The sequence below is a fragment of the Kitasatospora sp. NPDC056531 genome (assembly GCF_042794375.1).
In the GTDB taxonomy this organism is placed as follows: domain Bacteria; phylum Actinomycetota; class Actinomycetes; order Streptomycetales; family Streptomycetaceae; genus Kitasatospora.
Genome location: NZ_JBHTTU010000002.1, coordinates 1 through 19,459, shown reverse-complemented (window position 1 = coordinate 19,459; position 19,459 = coordinate 1). Strand labels below are relative to the sequence as shown.

General features: G+C 74.1%; 14 protein-coding genes and 3 tRNA genes. 12 read left to right on the top strand and 5 right to left on the bottom strand.

Annotation, left to right across the window (positions count from 1 at the left end):
• The first annotated feature begins 96 nt into the window (after positions 1-96).
• The 3 genes from ACFQ87_RS02745 to ACFQ87_RS02735 all read left to right on the top strand — a co-directional run bounded on the left by ACFQ87_RS02745 (position 97) and on the right by ACFQ87_RS02735 (position 3,460).
• Positions 97-1,461: an FAD-binding oxidoreductase gene (locus tag ACFQ87_RS02745; RefSeq protein WP_380608759.1), complete on the top strand. Its 1,365-nt coding sequence runs from the start codon at positions 97-99 to the stop codon at positions 1,459-1,461.
• Positions 1,462-1,916: 455 nt separating this feature from the next.
• Positions 1,917-2,246 (top strand): hypothetical protein, encoded by a 330-nt coding sequence (locus ACFQ87_RS02740; protein WP_380608758.1) that lies wholly within the window; start codon positions 1,917-1,919, stop codon positions 2,244-2,246.
• 443 nt (positions 2,247-2,689) lie between these two features.
• Positions 2,690-3,460, top strand: coding sequence for a pyridoxal 5'-phosphate synthase (locus ACFQ87_RS02735; RefSeq protein WP_380608757.1), 771 nt, complete (start codon positions 2,690-2,692; stop codon positions 3,458-3,460).
• Positions 3,461-3,475: 15 nt separating this feature from the next.
• Here the strand turns inward: ACFQ87_RS02735 and ACFQ87_RS02730 are convergent, their stop codons facing one another.
• Positions 3,476-4,540 (bottom strand): DMT family transporter, encoded by a 1,065-nt coding sequence (locus ACFQ87_RS02730; protein ID WP_380608756.1) that lies wholly within the window; start codon positions 4,538-4,540, stop codon positions 3,476-3,478.
• Between the two features lie 94 nt (positions 4,541-4,634).
• On the opposite strand from ACFQ87_RS02730, the gene ACFQ87_RS02725 reads away from it, so the two are divergent.
• A complete protein-coding gene (locus ACFQ87_RS02725) occupies positions 4,635-5,054 on the top strand; it encodes a hypothetical protein (RefSeq protein ID WP_380608755.1) in 420 nt (139 codons plus the stop codon).
• 127 nt (positions 5,055-5,181) lie between these two features.
• Positions 5,182-6,843, top strand: coding sequence for a long-chain fatty acid--CoA ligase (locus ACFQ87_RS02720; protein WP_380608754.1), 1,662 nt, complete (start codon positions 5,182-5,184; stop codon positions 6,841-6,843).
• A gap of 67 nt (positions 6,844-6,910) precedes the next feature.
• Here the strand turns inward: ACFQ87_RS02720 and ACFQ87_RS02715 are convergent, their stop codons facing one another.
• On the bottom strand, positions 6,911-10,357 hold the full coding sequence (locus ACFQ87_RS02715) for a PAS domain-containing protein (protein WP_380608753.1): 3,447 nt from the start codon (positions 10,355-10,357) through the stop codon (positions 6,911-6,913).
• Between the two features lie 177 nt (positions 10,358-10,534).
• Between ACFQ87_RS02715 and ACFQ87_RS02710 the strand changes: the two genes are divergently transcribed.
• The 3 genes from ACFQ87_RS02710 (at position 10,535) to ACFQ87_RS02700 (ending at position 10,971) form a co-directional block, all read left to right on the top strand.
• Positions 10,535-10,625: transfer RNA gene (locus tag ACFQ87_RS02710), tRNA-Ser, on the top strand.
• Positions 10,626-10,788: 163 nt separating this feature from the next.
• Positions 10,789-10,864 (top strand) — tRNA-Arg (locus tag ACFQ87_RS02705).
• A 31-nt stretch (positions 10,865-10,895) separates the two neighbouring features.
• Positions 10,896-10,971, top strand: a tRNA-Arg gene (locus ACFQ87_RS02700).
• 51 nt (positions 10,972-11,022) lie between these two features.
• Here the strand turns inward: ACFQ87_RS02700 and ACFQ87_RS02695 are convergent.
• Together ACFQ87_RS02695 and ACFQ87_RS02690 are read right to left on the bottom strand one after the other, a co-directional pair.
• Positions 11,023-12,225, bottom strand: coding sequence for a globin domain-containing protein (locus ACFQ87_RS02695; RefSeq protein ID WP_380608752.1), 1,203 nt, complete (start codon positions 12,223-12,225; stop codon positions 11,023-11,025).
• Between the two features lie 14 nt (positions 12,226-12,239).
• On the bottom strand, positions 12,240-12,650 hold the full coding sequence (locus tag ACFQ87_RS02690; protein WP_380609113.1) for a globin domain-containing protein: 411 nt from the start codon (positions 12,648-12,650) through the stop codon (positions 12,240-12,242).
• Between the two features lie 334 nt (positions 12,651-12,984).
• On the opposite strand from ACFQ87_RS02690, the gene ACFQ87_RS02685 reads away from it, so the two are divergent.
• From ACFQ87_RS02685 to ACFQ87_RS02675, 3 genes are all read left to right on the top strand, one after another.
• Complete coding sequence (locus tag ACFQ87_RS02685; RefSeq protein ID WP_380608751.1) at positions 12,985-15,519, top strand: Ig-like domain-containing protein; 2,535 nt, start codon at positions 12,985-12,987, stop codon at positions 15,517-15,519.
• Positions 15,520-15,767: 248 nt separating this feature from the next.
• Complete coding sequence (locus ACFQ87_RS02680) at positions 15,768-17,051, top strand: SPFH domain-containing protein (RefSeq protein WP_380608750.1); 1,284 nt, start codon at positions 15,768-15,770, stop codon at positions 17,049-17,051.
• Positions 17,048-18,022, top strand: coding sequence for a C40 family peptidase (locus ACFQ87_RS02675; RefSeq protein ID WP_380608749.1), 975 nt, complete (start codon positions 17,048-17,050; stop codon positions 18,020-18,022). The genes ACFQ87_RS02680 and ACFQ87_RS02675 overlap by 4 nt, the downstream gene beginning before the upstream one ends.
• A 12-nt stretch (positions 18,023-18,034) precedes the next feature.
• Here ACFQ87_RS02675 and ACFQ87_RS02670 read toward each other — a convergent pair whose 3' ends face one another.
• The gene (locus tag ACFQ87_RS02670; RefSeq protein ID WP_380608748.1) at positions 18,035-18,988 is read right to left on the bottom strand and encodes an aldo/keto reductase; all 954 of its coding nucleotides are present in this window, start codon (positions 18,986-18,988) and stop codon (positions 18,035-18,037) included.
• A 142-nt stretch (positions 18,989-19,130) separates the two neighbouring features.
• Here ACFQ87_RS02670 and ACFQ87_RS02665 point away from each other — a divergent pair, with 142 nt between their 5' ends.
• Positions 19,131-19,331 carry a hypothetical protein gene (locus ACFQ87_RS02665; protein WP_380608747.1) on the top strand — a complete coding sequence of 67 codons (201 nt, stop codon included), beginning with the start codon at positions 19,131-19,133 and terminating at the stop codon, positions 19,329-19,331.
• Positions 19,332-19,459: the final 128 nt, after the last annotated feature.

The following is a 19,459-nucleotide window of genomic DNA, read 5'->3' as shown; positions in this document are numbered from 1 at the left end:
GGAGGCGCCCGGCACCCCCGAGGCCCACTTGCCCACCCCCTCCCCGCCGGGCAGAGTGCGGAGGTGGGGGCGGTCAGGCGGCGAGTGGAGGCGGCGATGAGTGATCTGACGGACCGGCTGGCGCGGGGCCTCCCGGCGGAGGCAGTCGTGGTCGATCCGGACGTGACCGCCGCCTACAGCCGTGACATGGCCGGGTTCTGCGCCGCCGGTGCGCCCGCGGTGGTGGTGTTCCCGGAGACGGTGGAGCAGGTGCAGCACGTGCTGCGCACCGCCACCGAGCTGCGGGTGCCGGTGGTGCCGCAGGGGGCGCGGACCGGGCTGTCGGGGGCGGCGAACGCGGTGGACGGCTGCATCGTGCTGTCCCTGGTGAAGCTGAACCGGATCCTGGAGATCGACCCGGTGAACCGGATCGCGGTCGTGGAGCCCGGTGTGGTGAACGCCGAACTGTCCAGGACCGTCGAGGAGTTGGGGCTGTACTACCCGCCGGACCCGTCCAGCTGGGAGTCCTGCACGATCGGCGGCAACATCGGCACCGGCGCGGGCGGGCTCTGCTGCGTGAAGTACGGGGTCACCGGCGAGTACGTGCTCGGGCTGGACGTGGTGCTGGCGGACGGGCGGCTGCTGTCCACCGGGCGCCGGACGGCCAAGGGGGTGGCCGGGTACGACCTGACCCGGCTGCTGGTCGGTTCGGAGGGGACGCTCGGGGTGGTGGTCCGGGCGGTGCTGGCGCTGCGGCCCGTGCCGGCCCCGCAGCTGGCGCTGGCGGCGGAGTTCCCGAGCGCGGACGCGGCCGGTGCGGCGGTCTGCGAGGTGATGGCGCGCGGGCTGACGCCGTCACTGATGGAGCTGATGGACGCGGTCTCGGTGCGGGCCGTCAACGACCTGGGGCGGATGGGGCTGCCGGAGTCGACCCAGGCGCTGCTGCTGGTGGCCTTCGACGGGCCGGACCGGGAGGCCGAGTTGGCGCGGGTCGCCGAGCTGTGCCGGGAGGCCGGGGCGACCGGGGTGGTGCCGGCCGAGGACCAGGCGGAGTCCGACCTGCTGCTGGCGGCCCGGCGGCTGGCGCTGCCCGCGATGGACCGGCTGGGCACCACGATGATCGACGACGTGGCGGTGCCGCGTTCGCGGCTGGCCGAGATGCTGAACGGCGTCGCGGCGATCGCCGAGCGGCACGCGCTGACCATCGGGGTGGTCAGCCACGCCGGGGACGGCAACACCCATCCGATCGTGATCTTCGACGGCTCGGACGAGGAGCAGGCGGTGCGGGCCCAGCGCTCCTTCGACGAGATCATGGCGCTCGGACTGGAGCTGGGCGGCACGATCACCGGGGAGCACGGGGTGGGGCTGCTCAAGCGGGACTGGCTGGCCCGTGAGCTGGGGCCGGTCGCGCTGGACCTGCAGCGGCAACTGAAGGCCGTCTTCGACCCGTTGGGGATCCTCAACCCGGGCAAGATGGTCTGATTTTCCACACCCTTCGGTTCGCGCGGGCCGAGCCCCCTCCGCTCGAATTTTCAGTACGACTTTCAGATGGTCTACGAATGGCCGAAAAAGTCGACATGGAAGGGTGGTCGAACTTTTCGGGGGAGCGTCCACGGGCGGACTGCGCCGGGGGTGGTGCGCCCGGTGGTTCGCGCGGCATCGAAGCGCCGTTTCCCGAAGGCTGTCGACCGGCCGCCGTCCGGGCAGAATCCCAGGTGGGCGATGGTGTGTCGGTGCGCTGTCCGGATTTACCGCCGTTATGCGCGGCCCGGGTGGATATCACGCTAACGGGCGAAAACCGCCCCGTCGGCTAGTGCTTTGTCGATTTGTTGCGGAAGTCTGTCTTCCGGCGTCGCAGCCTGCAGGTGTTCGTCTGGCCGGCGAACTCCCGCGTCCATGCTCGACATTGCACGATTAACAGCTTCTTGGAGGCTCACATGGCTCGCATCAACACCCGCCGGGTGTTCGGGTTCCTGCTTGCCGCCCCACTGGCGGCCGGACTGTTGCTGGCGGGTGCCGGTGCCGCGGCCGCCGACAACGGCGCGGGTGCCGCGGGCGGTTCCAACGCCGGTGTGGTGTCCAACACCGGGACCGGGAACGTGTTCGGCGGGGTCGACGGCAACTACGTCTCCACCCAGCAGACAGCCACCGGCTCCGGTGCCTCGAACCAGAACAACACCCTCGCGTCGAAGGACAACGCGGGCAACATCCTGGCCGGCCAGGGCAACAAGAACGTCAACGTCATCTTCGCCCCGATCTTCCGCTGACCGCCCCGGGCACCACCGACGGCGGGGGCGCCGGAGGTGGACGACCGCGGGTGGGCTGAGCACCCGCGGAGGGGCTCGAAGCAGTTCCCGGGCGGGCTTCCGTCCGGGTGCGGATCGGACAGAGCGCTTTGACCGGCCAAGCGGAAAGGGTCGCCGCGAAACCGGCCTCGTGGGCGGTGCCGCCGTCGGCACCGCCCACGAGTGCGTCCGGGGCCCGCTCCGAGGTCTCCGGCCGACACGAAGCCCCCCTTCGTACGGAGTCGTCCGTCCGTACGAGGCCCCGGCCCCTCCGAGCGGCCCGGATCCGTTCACCGAGGGCCCGCGCCCGGAGCCGTCGGTCCACGGCGGTACGGTTGCGCTCCGACAGCGCACCACGTGCCCGGGCCCGGAACGGACGGCCCGGCCGGCGCGACGACCGCGGCAACCGGAAGGAAGGGCGCGCGATGGCGGCGGAGGACGAGGACCTGACCGGCCCGGAGGGGGCCAGGCCCGTACCGGAGCCGGAGGTGTGCCCGGCGCCGCCGGAGGAGCACCGGCCCGAGCCGAGGTCTGTCCCCGAACTGCTGCTCGGCCGCCCGCCGATGGCCCGCCCGCTGCCCTCGTTCGACCACGAGGCCGCCCCCGCCGAGCCCGGCCCGCTGTTCGTGGACTGGCTCGCCACCGCCCTGGACGCCGGGGTGCTGGACCCGCAGGCCTTCACCCTCTCCACGGTCGACGCGGACGGCATGCCGGACGCCCGGGTGCTGGTGCTGCGCGACGTCGACGCGGCTGGCACCGGCTGGAACTTCTCCGCCGCCGCCGACAGCCCGAAGGGCCGTCAGCTCGCCGGCCACCCCGCCGCCGCGCTGTCCGTCTACTGGCCGCAGCTGGGCCGCCAGGTGCGGGTCCGCGGCAGCGTGGAGCGGGCCGCCGACCTGGTCGCCGCCGCCGAGTTCGCCACCCGCTCGCCCGCCGCCCGGGTCGGCGCGCTGGTCGGGCGGCAGAGCGAGCCGCTGGGCGAGCTCACCGAGTACGACGAGGCGGTGGCGGTCGCCCGTCGCCGGCTGGAGGCCACCCCGGACGCCGTCGCGCCCGGGCACGCGGTCTACACCCTGTGGGCGCACGAGGTGGAGTTCTGGCAGGGCGACGCCCAGCGTCGGCACGTCCGGCTGCGCTACACCCGCACCGGCCCGGTCCACAGCCCGGAGTGGTCGCGCACCCTGCTCTGGCCGTAGGGCCCTGAACGCGCCCTATCGCCGTCCGGTCAGCGTGGCCCCCACGCTGGCCGCCACCACGCAGCCGATCCCCGCCAGCTGCGCCGCGCCCAGCAGCTGGCCGAGCACCACCAGTCCGACCAGCGCGCTGACCGCCGGCTCCAGGCTGACCAGCACGCTGAACACCCGCTGCGGCATCCGGCGCAGCGCCGTCATCTCCAGCGCGTACGGGATCACCGGCAGCAGCAGCGACACCCCGGCCACCGCGGCCAGCAGCACCAGCGGCGAGGCGCCGGGCGCGGTCAGCCCGTCCCAGGCCTCGCCGAGCCCGAACGGCGCCAGGGTCAGCGCGCCGACCGTCATCGACACCGCGAGGCCCTGGAAGCCCTGGAAGGCGGCGCCGACCTTGTTGGTGAACAGGATGTACGCCGAGTAGCAGGCGGCCGCCCCGAAGGCGTACAGCAGGCCGACCGGGTCGAGCGAGCCGCCGCCGTCGCCCTCGCCGAGCAGGGTCAGCAGCGCCACCCCGGCCGCCGCGAGCAGCGCCCAGAGCAGGTGGCTGGCGCGCCGGGCGAAGACCAGGGCGACCGCGAGCGGGCCGAGGAACTCGATGGTCGCGGCGGTGCCCATCGGCAGCCGGTCGACCGCCCCGGCGAACAGGAAGGTCATCCCGGCCGAGGCCATGCCGAGCAGCGCGGCCGCGGCGAGGTCGCGCGGGCGCTTGTCGCGCAGCTCGGGCCGGGTGGCGGCGAGCAGGATGACCGCGGCGAAGCCGAGCCGCAGGAAGGTCGTGCCGCTGACCCCGAGCGGGCCGAAGAGCGGCTTGGACAGCGCGATGCCGGTCTGCACCAGGAACATCGCGGCCAGACAGAGAAGCGGCGCCGGGATCCTCTCCGGGCGCCGCAGGACCTTGCCGAACCGGCCGGTGGATCGGCCGGGGTCCACCCCGGGGGGTGCCGCGGAGCCGGACTCCCCACCTCGTCGCCAGCTGCCCCGCTCGCCGGCAGGCTCGCCCTTGGGGGCGGGCGGCATGGCAAGGGCCTCGGCGACGGCGGCGGCCGAGGTGGGGGCAGCGGTTTCGCTGGTATGGGAGGTGGGCATACTAGCGAGTTTGCCGTAAGGAGTGCTGAGCCTGCAAGCTCGTTACAGGAATCGGGACGGATGCGGACGGGTGTGCCCGAAAGGGTGGACTCGCGTGGGGCCCCGCGGTGTGGTCGACCCGTTCGTCCGATGGTCCGTCAGTACCACTGCGGGGTGCGCCGTCTCCGCCCCGCGGCCTGACGCGCCGGCTCCCCGGACGGGCGAGCTCACCGGCCGCCCCGAGGACTGGGAGCGCTACGCGACCCCGGTTCCCAAGCGCCGCATCGCCGCCGCCGAGGCGACGCACCCGGCCGGCGGCGACGTGCAGCTCGACCTCAGCCGCGAGGTGTCCGTCGGACTCGTGGTGCGCCTCTACCGGGGCCTCGGCGCGGCCGGAGTGATCCGGGTCGCCGAGCGGCTCGGCTGGCAGGGGGCGCAGTCCGGCACCACCGCCGAGCCGCCCGGGCCCGGCACCGAGGACGGTCGTGCCGGGGCGCGGCGACGGTTGTCGGGAGGAACCAGGACGAATCAGTGATCCGTGCAACGGGGTCGGCATGCTGACAGCGGGCGGGCGGGGCGGCACAATCGGGCACGTCCGCGTGCATTACCGACCGGTAGGTGTGCCGCGGGCGCCGCCAGTGCCGCCAGGTCGAGGAGGACCCGTGTTCAGCACGATGCAGGACGTACCGCTCACCGTCACCCGGATCCTGGAGCACGGGTCCACGATCCACGCCCGCTCCACCGTCACCACCTGGGACGGCACCGGGCCGGTCGTCCGCAGCTACGCCGAGGTGGGCGCCCGCGCCGCGCAGCTCGCGTACGCGCTGCGGGACGAGCTCGGGGTGACCGGGGACGACCGCGTCGCGACCCTGATGTGGAACAACACGGAGCACCTGGAGGCGTACCTCGCCGTCCCCGCGATGGGGGCGGTGCTGCACACGCTCAACCTGCGGCTGGCCGGCCACCAGCTGTCGTTCATCGTCAACCACGCCGCCGACCGCGTGATCATCGTCAACGGCAGCGTGCTGCCGCTGCTCGCCGCCGTGCTGTCGGAGCTAGCGCCCACGCTCAAGCACATCGTGGTGGCCGGCCCCGGCGACCGCTCGCTGCTGGCTGGCTTCGCGGGCGGCGTGCACGACTACGAGGAGCTGATCGCCGACCGGCCCGTCGACTACCCGTGGCAGCGGGACATCGACGAGCGCCAGGCCGCCGTGCTCTGCTACACCTCGGGCACCACCGGGGACCCGAAGGGCGTGCTCTACAGCCACCGCTCGATCTACCTGCACTGCATGCAGGTCAACACCGGCGACAACTTCGCCTTCACCCCGCGCGACACCGCGCTGCCGGTGGTCCCGATGTTCCACGTGAACGCCTGGGGCATCCCGCACGCCGCCTTCATGTCCGGCGCCAACCTGCTCATGCCGGATCGTTTCCTCCAGCCCAAGCCGATGGCCGAGATGATCGCCGCCGTCCGCCCCACCGTCAGCGCCGCCGTCCCCACCATCTGGAGCGGTCTGCTGGACGAGCTGGACGCGGGCGACTACGACACGTCCAGCCTGCGGATGGTCGTCATCGGCGGCAGCGCCTGCCCGCCCTCGCTGATGAAGGCCTTCGACGAGCGCCACGGCATCCGGGTGCTGCACGCCTGGGGCATGACCGAGACCTCGCCGCTCGGCTCCTTCGCCCAGCCGCCGGGCGGCCTCACCCCCGAGGAGGAGTGGCCGTACCGGATCACCCAGGGCCTCTTCCCGGCCTCCGTCGAGGCCCGGCTGATCGGCCCGGGCGGTGAGCGGATGCCGCACGACGGCGTCGCCGCGGGCGAGCTGGAGGTGCGCGGGCCGTGGATCGCCGGGGCGTACTACGGCGGTGCCGGACAGGACCCGGTCCGCCCGGACGACAAGTTCTCCGAGGACGGCTGGCTGCGCACCGGCGACGTGGGCACCATCACCGCCGACGGCTACCTGACCCTCACCGACCGGGCCAAGGACGTGATCAAGTCCGGCGGTGAGTGGATCTCCTCGGTTCACCTGGAGAACCAGCTGATGGCCCACCCCGAGGTGGCCGAGGCCGCCGTGGTCGCCGTCCCGGACGAGAAGTGGGGCGAGCGCCCGCTGGCCACCGTCGTGCTGCGCCCCGGCGCGACCGTCGGGCTGAGGGAGCTCCGGGCCTTCCTGGCCGAGCGGATCGCCTCCTGGGAGGTGCCGGAGCGCTGGGCGATCGTCGAGTCGGTGCCGAAGACCTCGGTCGGCAAGTTCGACAAGAAGGTGATCCGGGCCGGCTACGCGGCCGGCGAGCTGGACGTCACGGTGCTCGGCAAGGAGTAGCGAGGAGCGACGGCGCTACGGCGAGGGCCGGTCACCCCGATCGGGGTGACCGGCCCTTGTCACGTGCTCAGCCCGCGGCGGCGACGCCCGCCTCGCCCATCGCGCCCATCCGTCCGAGCAGGTCGACGATCCGGGACTGGACGTCCTCGCTGGTCGAGCGCTCGGCGAGGAACAGCACCGTCTCGCCGGTGCGCAGCCGGGGCAGTTCGCGCGGGTCGAGGTCCACCGAGGTGTAGACCACCAGCGGGGTGCGGTGCAGCCGGTCGTTGGCGCGCAGCCAGTCCAGCAGGCCGACCCGTCGGCGGCGGATCTGGAACAGGTCCATCACCACCAGGTTGGGCTGCACGCTGGCGGCCCGGGCGACGGCGTCGTTCTCGTCCGTCGCGTGTTCGACGTGCATGCCGCGCCGCTCCAGGCTGCTGATCATGGCGGCGGCGATGTCCGGGTCACCCTCGACCAGCAGCACGCGCGGGGCGTGGTGCTCGCCGTCGCGCGGCGCGAGGGCGCGCAGCAGCACGGCCGGGTCGGCGCCGTACGCGGCGTCCCGGGTGGCCTGACCGAGGCCGGCGGTGACCAGCACCGGGACCCGGTTGTTGAGCGCCGCCGTGCGCAGCGACTGCAGCGCGGTGCGGGTGATCGGGCCGGTCAGCGGGTCGACGAAGAGCGCCGCCGGGAGGCCGGCGACCTGGGCGTCCACCTCCTCGCGGGAGCGGACGATCACCGGCTGGTAGCCGCGGGCCCGGAGGGCCTGGTTGGTGGCCGGGTCGGGCTCGGGCCAGACCAGCAGTCGGCGGGCGTTGGCCAGCTCGCCGGCCGTGGCCTGCGGCTGCTCGGCCGAGGACGCCCCGTCGGCGGGCGGGAGCTCGGCCATCGGGCGCGGCGCGGTCCGGGCCTCGGCCGGTACGGGCGGCTGCGGCGGGACGGCGGGTACCGGCGGGGTGACGAGCGGGCGCGGCGGGGCGAGCTCGGCCAGGCCGCTGCCGACCGGGCGCGGGGCGCTCTGGTCCTCGGCGGCGGGCAGTGCGGGCCGGGCGGGCTCCAGCGCGGTGCCGGGACCCTGGGTGTCCTGGCTGCCCTGGGTGTCCTGAGTGCCCTGGGAGTCCTGGCCGGCAGCGGTCTCCGGCGCGGGACCGGGCGGCACGGAGAGCCGACGGCGGCGGCCGGTCGGCGCGGCGGCCGGCTCGGCCGGGGCGGGCGTGGGACCGGCGGGCAGGGCGTGCTCCAGGCCCGGGTACACCGGGGCGTCGGTGATCCCGGGCAGCGCGAAGCCGCCCGAGGAGTCCTCGGCGGCGGGCAGGGCGCGGCGCCGGCGCGGCTTGGCCTCGCCACCGTCCTCGGCGGGGGCGGCGGTCGGCTGCGCGGGGGCGTCCGAGGGCGCGGGGCCGAGCGCGAGCGGCCCGCGGCCGCCGGGCCGGCTCTGCTGCGGGCGTCCGCCCTCGACCGGCACGGCGTAGGCGGGGCCGGAGCGGCCGTCGTCCGTGCCCCACGGGTCGCTCTGCCGCGCGTTTGGGCCGGCCAGGCCCTGGCGGCCGTACGCGGGGTCGTTGCCGGTGCCGTTCCACTGCTCGGGGATGGCCCGCTCGACCCGGGCGGGGGCATTCGGCCACTGGTCGTCCGGGACGGCCGGGGCGGTGGTGGCCGCGGGGGCCTGCTCCTCGGGGGCGGGCTTGCCGCGGCGACCGCGCCGCTCGGCCGGGGGCTCCTCGGCGGGCGCCTGCTCCGGCTCCGGGGCCTTGCCGCCCGGCTGCTGGGGAGCGGTGGCCGGGGCGGGCTCGGCCGCCTCGCCGCTGCTGGGCAGCTGCGGGATGCCCGGCAGTTCGGGCAGGACGGCGCTGTCGGTCTCCTTGGGCCGGTCCGAGCGGCCCTCGGCGGCGGCGCGCTCGGCGGCGGCCTTCGCGGCGGCCGGGTCCAGCGGCAGCTCGACGACGTAGGTGGTCCCGGTCTTGCCGGGCAGCTCGTGCGGCTGGAGGACGCCACCGTGGCGCTCGACCACCGCGCGAGCTATCGGCAGGTGGACGGGGCTGCCGCCGATGCCGGGGCCGCGGATCTCGACCCGGGCGACCTCGCCGCGCTGGGCGGCGGCCAGCACCACGGTCGGCGGTTCGGTGGCCGCGACCGGCGCGGTCGGGCCGCCCAGCCCGGGACCGGAGAGGCCGGGGACGGCCAGGCCGGGGGAGGGGGAGGTGGGGGCGTCCAGCGACAGGCCGACGCCGCTGACGTCGGCGACCAGGTGCGCCAGCGCCTGGGCGAGCCGTCGCTCGTCGGCGATCACCTCGACCGCAGCGGCGTGCACCGAGAAGCGCACCCGGCCGGGGCCGACCAGCCCGCCGGCCTCCTCGACGGCCCGGCGGACCACCTTGTCCAGGCCGACCGGCACCTGCTTCGCGGCCTTCCGTCCGCCCTTGCCGTCTTTCGAGTCCTTGTCGGCCTTGGCGTCCCTGCCCTCCGCCTGGCCGCTCTCGCCGGCCTCGGAGCGCTGGTGCTCGAGCACGCCGTCGATCAGCTTGCCGAACCGGCGGCACTCGTCGGCGAGCCGGCGCAGGGTCCAGTTGGCCTCCGGCCAGAGCTGTCCGGCAGGGTCGGCGGCGAGGGCGTCCAGCCGCTGGTTCAGCGTGGTCAGCGCGCCGCCGAGCTCGCTCTCCAGGACGGCGGTGAGGTGCTCGTTGCGGGCGATCAGGGCGAGCTCGCGGCTGCGGTCGGTGAAGGTCATCACCGCGCCGACCAGCTGGTCACCGTCCCGGACCGGGGCGGTGGTGAGGTCGACGGTGACCGGACGGCCGTCCTTGCGCCACAGCACGGTGCCGCGCACCCGGTGCTTGCGCCCGGAGGTCAGGGTGTCCAGCAACGCGGACTCCTCCAGCGCCAGCGGGGTGCCGTCGGCCCGGGAGTGCTGGATCAGCGGGTGCAGCTCGCGCCCGCCCAGCTCGCTCGCCCGGTACTCCAGGATGTGCGCGGCGGCCGGGTTGACCAGCACGCAGCGGCCTTCGAGGTCCACGCCGAGCACGCCCTCGGCGGCGGCCCGCAGGATCATCTCGGTCTGCTTGTGCTGGCGGCGCAGCTCGGCCTCGACGCCGAGCCGGCCCGAGAGGTCGCGGACCAGCAGCAGGAGCAGGTCGGAGGAGGACGGCGGGCGAGAGCCCTCGCCGTACGGGTCGTACGGCGCGAGCGGGGAGCGCGCGTAGCCGTCGTCGTCGGCGAAGTCGTTGCCGGAGACCTCGACGGGGAAGGTGGTGCCGTCGGTGCGGTGGGCGGTCATCCGGACCGGGCGGTCCAGGGCGTCGCCGTCCCGGGTGGCCGGGCGCATCGAGCCCGGGATCCGGCTGGGGTCGAACTCGGGCAACAGCCCCAGCACGCCCATGCCGACCAGCGAGGTGCCCGGCGCCTGTAGCGCCTGGACGGCCGCGCTGTTGGCGTCCACGACGGTGCCGTTGCTGTTCACCAGCAACAACGCGTCGGGCAGGGCGTCGAGTATGGCGGCGAGGCGAGCAGCGCCTCGGATCGGCCTGCTGCTCACGTCGACAGGTCTCCTCGGCTCAGGGCAGCTCCTCCGGAGTCGGCAGTATCTCATTCTTCTTTGCGGCGGGGACGACCCGCCTAGTAACGTTGGCGGTGGTTGGTGCCGAACCCCAGGGTTGTGGCATCATCACTGACACACGGAACGGGTCCGCTCGCGCGGGCATGGTCCATGTGGGGAGGCTTCGCCTAGTCCGGTCTATGGCGCCGCACTGCTAATGCGGTTTCGGGGTTATTCCTGATCGAGGGTTCAAATCCCTCAGCCTCCGCAGCCGGGAGCCCCGTCGACGATCTTGTCGGCGGGGCTCTTCGCATGTCCGGGGCGTGCTCGTCGGCCGGCCCGGAGGGCCCGGATCAATCGATTTCGTCCTACGTCGCAGGTCATGTAATGTTGTCCACGCAACGCCCCGAGGACAACGTTCACCAGGGCGAGCGCTCATAGCTCAACGGATAGAGCACTTGACTACGGATCAAGAGGTTGCAGGTTCGAATCCTGCTGAGCGCACCAAACTCCGCAAGATCGGGTTCGCCCGTTCCTTGCGCTCATAGCTCAACGGATAGAGCACTTGACTACGGATCAAGAGGTTGCAGGTTCGAATCCTGCTGAGCGCACCAGCGAGAAGCCCCCGGCCACCGGCCGGGGGCTTCTTCGTTCCACGGCGCCGGTCACTCCAGCTCGGTCCGGTTGATCCACGGCACGTCCCGGTGGTCCAGGAACCACTCCGAGCTGGTCAGCGGACGGTTCCGGTTGAAGGTCACCGGCGCCGGGTCGTGCTTGACCAGCCAGGGGTCGGCGCCCAGCGCGAGCAGGAGGTCGGTGAGTTCGGCGACCAGCTCCGGCGGGCCGCTGAGGTGGACCTCCCAGTCGGTGAAGTCGCCGTGCCCGAGCAGCGTCTCCCGCAGCAGCGCGGTGGCCCCCTCCGGGCCGGCGCAGTGGTCGGGGGCGGCGGTCAGCACCTGCAGCCGCGGATTGCGGGCGAGCAGCCGCCGTACCGTGTCGAGGTCGTACTGCCCGGCCGCCGAGCGGGCCGCCAGCAGGACGGTGGCCGTGCGCTCCGGCTGTTCCGCGGCGAGCTGCTCCACCAGCGCCTTGGTCTGTCCCCAGCCGCTGCCCCCGGCCACCAGCAGCAGCGGCCGGTCCGAGGCGGGCGCGAGCACCGCGTCGCCGAGCGGCGGCCCGAGCCGCAGCAGCTCGCCGGGCATCACGTCCTCCACCAGGACGGGACTCAGCAGCCCGCCGGGCACCCGCCGTACGTGCAGCTCCAGGCTGCCGTCCGGGCGAGGCGCGTTGGCCAGCGAGTACGGCCGCCAGACCCGGGGCATCCGGGGACTGCTGAGCGTGACGTACTGGCCGGCGGTGAAGGGGTACGGACGCATCGGGGCCAGGGTGAGCACGACCAGGTCGGCCGCGGCCCGGCGGCGGGAGGCGACCTCGGCCTCCCACCAGGCCGGGTGGTGCTCCGGGAGGTCGGCGGCGGCCTCGGTCATCACCTGGGCGATCACGGTGTAGGCCTCGGTCCAGGCCTTCTCGGTCTCCGGCGTCCAGGAGTGGCCGGAGCACTGCCGCAGCGCGGCGATCAGGCTGGCTCCGACGGCCGGGTAGTGCTCGGGCGCGGCCTGGAACTTGCGGTGGTCGCGTCCGAGCGCCCGCAGGTACTCGGTGAGCCGCCCGGGCTCGTCCAGCCGCAGCACGATCCGGGTGAGCGCGGCGAACAGCCGGTCCCGCTGCTCGTGCAGCCGCTCGGGGAAGAGCGGGCGCAGCCCGGGGTTGTGGCTGAACAGGTGGGTGTAGAAGAAGGTGGTCAGGTGGTCGGCGCGGCGCTCGACGACGGCGAAGCTGGCGCGGATGACCGCGGGGTCGTAGGGCACCGCGCCGCTCCCGGCTAGGCCGGCCGGGCTTCGGTGAGCGCCGCGCCCATGGTGTCGCTGACCACCGCGTAGACGGCGGTCCAGGCGGCCTCGGTCTCCTCGGTCCAGGCGTCCCCGGCGTAGTGCGCCAGGGTGGCGAGCAGACTCGCGCCGACGGCCGGGAAGTGCTCGACCAGCGCGCCGTACCGGGCGTGCCGCGCGCCGAGGTCGCGGAGCAGTCCGAGCACGGTGTCGGCGTCCTCCAGATGGGTGACGAGCGCGCCGAGTGCGGCGAACAGCCGGTCCCGCTGCTCGTCCAGGTGCTCGGCGAAGAGGCCGCGGACACCGGGATCGTGCTCGAACAGATGCCGGTAGAAGTATTCGGCGACGGCTGGGCCGTGCGGTTCCACGACCGCGAAACTGCGCTTGACGAGTACGGGGTCCATAGTCACGGGGCCCGACTCTACTGAGCGGGCGGGTAATTCGAACAGAGCTCCTCGACGAATGGTCAGGTACCGGACGCCGGATCGGCCGAAATCTCCCATTCCGGTCGTCCGGTCGGATCCGGCCGTTCGGGTGGGATCCATTGCCGTCCCATGGATGAAATGCAGCCCTTTCGGGCACATCCCGGCCTGCCGCCCGGACGGCTGCCAAACGGGTGGGACACGGTCAAAAGCGCAGGTGTCGCGGTATGGCCGATCCGGGGTCGTGATTCCGTCTTTGCCGGATCTGGTGCCCGGACTGCCCGCCACCCGGCAGCCGACCGTGAAGGAGAGCCGGATGGGCCGACGGTTTCCCCGCACAGCTGCCGCCCTGGCCGTTCTCGCGGCCGGGCTGCTGACCGGTTTGAACGCACCGCTCTCGTTGGCCCAGCAGTCCCCTGGCACCTGGTCGGGCGAGCGCCGGGCGGTCCTGCCGTCCGGGCTCTCCGTCCAGTTCGATTTCTCGGCCGCGCCCGGTGCCGCCGTCACCGCCGAGCCGGGTCAATTGGCGGACCGTTCCGGAGGGGGGAATTCCGCGACGGTGTACACGGGCGGAATGCGTCCGGGGGATCCGGCGCAGACCTTCAGCCCCGTCCCGGACCATCCGCGGACGGACGGTTCCTGGCGCACCGTCGGAACCCTCCGACTGGGTTTCTCCCGACCGGTCCGCAATCCCCGGCTGCACCTCAGCGGACTGGCCGCGGTCGCCACCGGGAAATCCGGCACCACCAGTACCGCGGCCCGGCTGACCCTCACCGGCGGCTCGCCCGCCGCCCCCGCCCTGGTCGACCGCACCGACTGGCCGGGCTGGACGGTCGACGGCAACTCCCTCGCCCCCCGCGGCGCTGACGGCTCCACCGACGGCGCGGCCGGATCAGCCGCCGGGGGCACCCTGGAGCTCGCCGGGACCTTCCGTACCGCGGTGTTCCGGGTCGAGCAGCGCTCCACCGCCCGGGCCGGGAGCACCACCGCCCCGCCCGCCCTGCGCCAGGCCTACACCGTCACCGTGGACGAGGACCTCGGCACCGCGCCCCAGGCCTACGGCAACGCCTCGCACGTGGTCTCCGACCTCTTCCTGGGCGCCGACGCCGTCACCCCGTCCCGGCGCGACCGCGGCCGGGCCGCCGCCGCCACGGACGACGGGCCGCTGGTACAGCTCGACCACGGGGCCGCCCGGCACGCCAACCCCTTCGCCAGCCCGTACGCCGCCCCGCCGCCGCCCGAGCGGCAGCCCGGCCGCGGCGAGTACCGGGGCGCCGACCCGTCGATCGGCTTCCCCGCAGAGGCCGCGATCGGCCACTACTACCGGGTCACCGTCCCGGTCGCGGTGAGCGACCAGCCCGCGACCCTGGCCGGCCGGATCGACTTCGACCACAGCGGCCGGTTCGACCCCGCCGAGCGGGTGCAGACCGAGGTCCGGGCCGGCGCCGACACGGCGACCCTGGAGTGGACCGTGCCGTCCGGCGCCGCCCCCGGCGAGACCTGGGCCCGGCTGCGGATCGGCCGTGACACCAGCCAACTCGTCCCCTCCGGCGGCTTCGCCGACTCCGGGCAGGTCTCCGACCAGCGGATCAAGCTGACCGTCGGTGCCGCGCGACCCGAGATCGCCGAGCCGGTCGACGGCGCCGTGCTGGCCGAAGCCCGCCCGCAGATCTGCGGCGAGGGCGCGGTGGACGGCGCCTCGGTGGAGATCCGGGACGGCGACGACCCGCTCTGCGAGGCCCGGGTCGAGCGCGGCGGCAACTGGTCCTGCCGCCCCGGCGGCGCGCTCCCGGCCGGCCCGCACAACCTCACCCTCACCCCGGTGCTCACCCTCCCCGCCTACACCAACGACCCGGGGCTCCAGCTCACCGGCACCGGCGAGGCCGGCAGCACCGTCTCGGTCACCGACCGGTCCACCTCCACCGAACTGTGCAGCAGCGCGGTCCGGTCGGACGGCGGATGGTCCTGCCTGCCGGTCGAGAACCTGGCGGACGGGAGCCGCCGACTCGCCCCGGCCGCCGTCGACGCGGCGGGGAACCGGACGGCGGGGCAGACGGTCATGCTGGTCGTCGACACCGTGCCGCCGGCGAAGCCGGTGCTCACCTCGCCGGCTGCGGGGGAGGTGTTGAAGGTCGGCCGGCCGAAGCTCAGCGGGCAGGCCGAGCCGGGATCCAACGTGCTGGTCACGGCGCGGGTGGGGGCGGCGGGTTCGGGTGACCGCACGGTGCTGTGCGGGGCGGCGGTGGCGCTGGACGGGAGTTGGACCTGCACCGCCAACCGGGATCTGACGGACGGGGAGCAGTGGCTGACCGCCACGGCGACCGACCTGGCGGGGAACGGGACGTCGGCGGACCCGGTGCGGGTCCGGGTCGCCGCTGCGGCGCCGAGTCCGGCGACGCCTACGGCGACGAGCCCGACGGCTACGAGTTCGAGCGTTTCCGCCCCGGCGGTGACCGGGGCCGCAACTCCCGCTTCAGCGAAGCCCGTTGTGCTGAGTCCGAGTGCGATGGTGCCGGTGCCGGTGCCGGTGCCGCCCGCCCCGTCCAGGCCCGTCACCCCCGCTGCCCCGATCCCCACGGCTCCCAGGACCCCTGCGCCCCACACGACTTTCCCGGCGGCCGGCGCGGCCGCCGAGCCCTGGTCGGCCGCTCACCGGGGCGCACCCGAGGCGGGCAGGTCCAGTGTCCGGCCGCTGCCCGTGCCGCCGGTCGAGGCGGCGCAGGGGCCCGCCGGTCAGTCCCGGGAGGCCGGCCGGCACGGCGCGCTCGCCGGGGTGCTGCTGGCACTCGCCGGCCTGGGGCTGATCACCCGTCGGGTGTTCGCCCGTGGGCCAGGTGCCCGACGGCGCTGACCTGCGCCGTACCGTCCCGACCACCCACTCGTGCGCCCGGTTCTCCCCCGGCCTCCGGCCGGGGTGGCCCACGCTTCGCTCATCCATGTGTCTGCACGTCAGGCCATTTCGGACGATTCGTCAGTAAATGTCGACACACCTCAGGTCAAATGTCGCATTTGATGACGTATGAACTTAGCCTGATCCCGGCACTGCCCGTCAGATCCGGGCCGCCCGTTGCGCGACACACCGACCCAGAGGATCCGTGCATGGACGTCATCCGCGATTCTTCGCAGAGACCCGACAGCCTGCCCGAGGCGCTGCCTCCGGCCTTGCCGGAACGTTCCGCCTCCGGCGCCGGCCCGCTGATCAGGGTCTCGACCGTCAAGGCGGACAAGGCCGCCAAGCCGGTCCTCCTCCCGGCCGACGGCGGACCGGCGACCACTCCGCTGGCCGTCGTCCCCGGCCCGTCCCCCGCCAGCCCGGCCGACCAGCGGGATCCGATGGAGACGGCCGCCCCGGAGACCGTCGAAATCCCCGAGGTCGTCGCCGCCGCGCCCGCCGCCGCCACCTCGCGCCGCCCCCCGCGGGCCGACCAGGCGCTGCGCGAGCACGACGCCACCACCCTGCCCGGCTGGGTCGCCCTGCTGGTGGTCCTGCTGGGCCTGGCCGGTGTGGCGTACGTGCTGCTGCGCACCGGGGTCATCCCGCACTGGGACGCGCTGCCCGAACTGCGCGGCTCCGCCGCCAAGGAGAGCGGCCGGGCCGAGGTGGACGCCCAGGCGATCGCCGCGGTCAGCGCGGTCGGCCTGCTGGTGGTGTTCGTGCTCGCCGGCCTGCTGGCGAACGCGGGCGGCGAGACCCGGGTACTGACCCGCTGGGGCCGCTACCGGGGCACGGTGCGCAGGACCGGGCTGGTGTGGGTCAACCCGCTGCTGCGCCGCCGCCGGGTGGACGTGCGGCTGCGGCACTGGCGCAGCGAGCCGGTCAAGGCGGTCGACCGCACCGGCACCCCGATCGTCGTCCGGCTGCTGATCGTCTGGCGGGTCAAGGACACCGCGCGGGCACTGATGGCGATCGAGGAGCACGAGCGCTACCTGCGCGAGCAGGTCCAGGCGGTGCTCACCCGCACCGCGTCCACCCTGCCGTGCGACAGCAACGCGGCGCCCGGGCCCGCGCTGCGCGACGGGCAGTGGTTCGCCAACGAGATGACCCGTGCGCTGGCCGCCGAGGCCGCCCCGGCCGGCCTGGAGGTCTACTCGGTGCAGCCGCTGGCGCTGGACTACGCGCCCGAGGTCGCCGAGTCGATGCGCCGGCGTCGACTGGCCGACCTGGACGCGGGCCTGCGGACCGTGCTGGTCGACGACGCGGTCGAAGCGGCGGCGCTGGCCGTCCGCCGGTTGGAGCGCGCGACCGCGCACGAACTGGACGAGGCCGCCCGCAGCGCGCTGATGGAGCAGCTGCTGGTCGCCTTCGTCGCCCCGGCCGGAGTGGCCGCCTCGGTACCGCCCCCGGCCGCCCGGGCCGGGCGGAAGGAAGGACGACCCGCATGAGGATAGCCACCGGCGCGTACGCCGAACCCGACTTCGACCTCGACGTGGATCCCGGTCTGATCGGCTTCGAGGAGCGCCTCGGCAGCATCCCCGCGATGACGGGTTGCGGCTGCCCGAACTGCGCGGGCCGGCCGCGCACCGCCCGCGCCGCGGCGGCGCCCGGCGGCAGCCGAATACACCGCGCCGTGCGAAGTACCTGTCTGGCCACCACCGTGCTGGCGGGCGCCGGCGTGGTCGGCCTGACGGCCGGGGCCGGGTCCGCGTATGCCGCGGCCGGCAAGCAGGGCTGGGACGGTTCGAAGTACTGGTTCAAGAACGGCAGCGGTGAGTGGCGCTGGACCAGCCACTACGACGTCTACGCCAGCCGCACCGGGCAACAGTCCGGCGGCGGTTCCGGCGGCTCCGCGGCCAAGGCGGTCTCGAACGGCTCGGCCTCCTCCTGGGGGCTGCGCCAGGGCTGGGACGGTTCGAAGTACTGGTTCAAGAACGGCAGCGGTGAGTGGCGTTGGACCAGCCACTACGACGTCTACGTCAGCCGCACCGGGCAGACCGGCGGCGGTTCGGTCCCGGCTCCCAGCCGGCCTTCCTCGGACGGCACGGCGTCCTCCGGGAGCGCGGAGGCGGCCATCGACTACGCGCTCGCCCAGCTGGGCAAGCCCTACGTCTGGGGCGGCAACGGCCCGTCCGGCTACGACTGCTCCGGACTGGTCCAACAGGCCTACCGGCGCAGCGGGATAAGCCTGCCGCGGGTGGCCGACGACCAGTACGCGGCGACCACGCCGATCAGCGCGGGGCAGCTGCGCCGCGGTGACCTGGTGTTCTGGTCGGACAGCGGCCGGGCCTCGGGGATCCACCACGTGGGGATCTACCTGGGCGCCGGCACGTTCGTGGAGGCGCCCCGGCCGGGCAAGACCGTCCGGATATCGACGCTCAGCTCGGGCTACTACCCGACCCACTTCGGGCGGCCGTAGGCCCGGTCGTGTTCACCGGGAGGCGGAGTCCAGCAGGGCGGTCTGCTCCGGGGTGAGCTTCAGCCCGGTGGCGGCCAGCAGCGGGGGCAGCTGGTCGACGGTGCGGGCGCTGGCGATCGGGGCGGCGACCGTCGGGCGGGCGGCGAGCCAGGCCAGGGCGACGGAGGCGGGGGTCGCGTCGTGCTCGGCGGCGACCGAGTCCAGCGCCTCCAGCACTTTGGGGCCGCGCGGCTCGGCCAGGTAACGGACGGCGCCCTCGGCGCGGGCGCTGTCCACGTCCGGGCCGCCGGGGCGGTACTTGCCGGTCAGGAAGCCCGAGGCGAGCGCGTAGTACGGGACGGTGGCGAGGCCGTGCTCGGCGACCACGTCGGCCAGCGGGCCCTCGAATGTTCCACGGGAAACCAGGTTGTAGTGCGGCTGGACCGCGACGTACTTGGCCAGGCCCTCGCGCTCGGCGAAGGCCAGCGACTCGGCCAGCCGCTCGGCGGAGATGTTGGAGGCGGCGACCGCCCGGACCTTGCCCTCGCGGACCAGCCCGTCCAGCGCGGTGACGAACTCCTCGACCGGGGTCCCGTCGTCCCGGTGGGTGTAGTACAGGTCGATCCGCTCCACGCCCAGGCGGCGCAGCGAGGCCTCGGCGGAGGCCTTGATGTTGGCCGCGCCCAGCCCCTTCGCCTCGGGGTGCATGCCGACCTTGGTGGCGATCACGACGTCGTCGCGGTTGCCGCGGCTGCGCAGCCAGTCGCCGATGACGGTCTCGGACTCGCCGCCGGTGTTGCCCGGGGCCCAGGCGGAGTATGCGTCGGCGGTGTCGATGAAGTTGCCGCCGGCGGCCGCGTAGGCGTCCAGTACGGCGAAGGACTGCTGTTCGTCGGCCGTCCAGCCGAAGACGTTGCCGCCGAGGGCGAGCGGGTAGACGGACAGGTCGGAGTTGCCGAGGCGGACCCGGCTGTGGTTTCCGGTCATGTCCGCAGTCAACCCGACTGCCCGGCAGTGAATTCCGGGAGTTGCGCGCTGTTCACCCGCTTGTCGCACGGGGGAGTGCCGCGGCCGCCGGAGGAGGGTCCGGGGTGTGCCTGAGGTGGGCTGATTCGTTAGAGTCCGTGCCATGGCTGACAACGACTACGACCCCGCCGGTAGCACCCAGATGTTCCGGGCGTTCGTCGACGAGAGTCCGGCGCGCCAGGCACCGGGCTCCGTCTCCACCTACGGCAGCACCAACAACAAGAGTCGCACCGGCGTGATCGCGCTGGTCGCCGTCGTCGCCCTGGTCGTCCTGGGCGCCGTCGTCTGGCTCGCGGTCAAGTGACCCTCGCGGGGGGGGGGCTTGTCTTGGGTGCCCGCCCTACGGGAAAAGCCAGCCCCCGCAAAGGCTTTTCCCCATGGTTGGGTTTAATCTCTTCTTTCCCCACCCTCCACCCCACCCCCCTTTTTTTG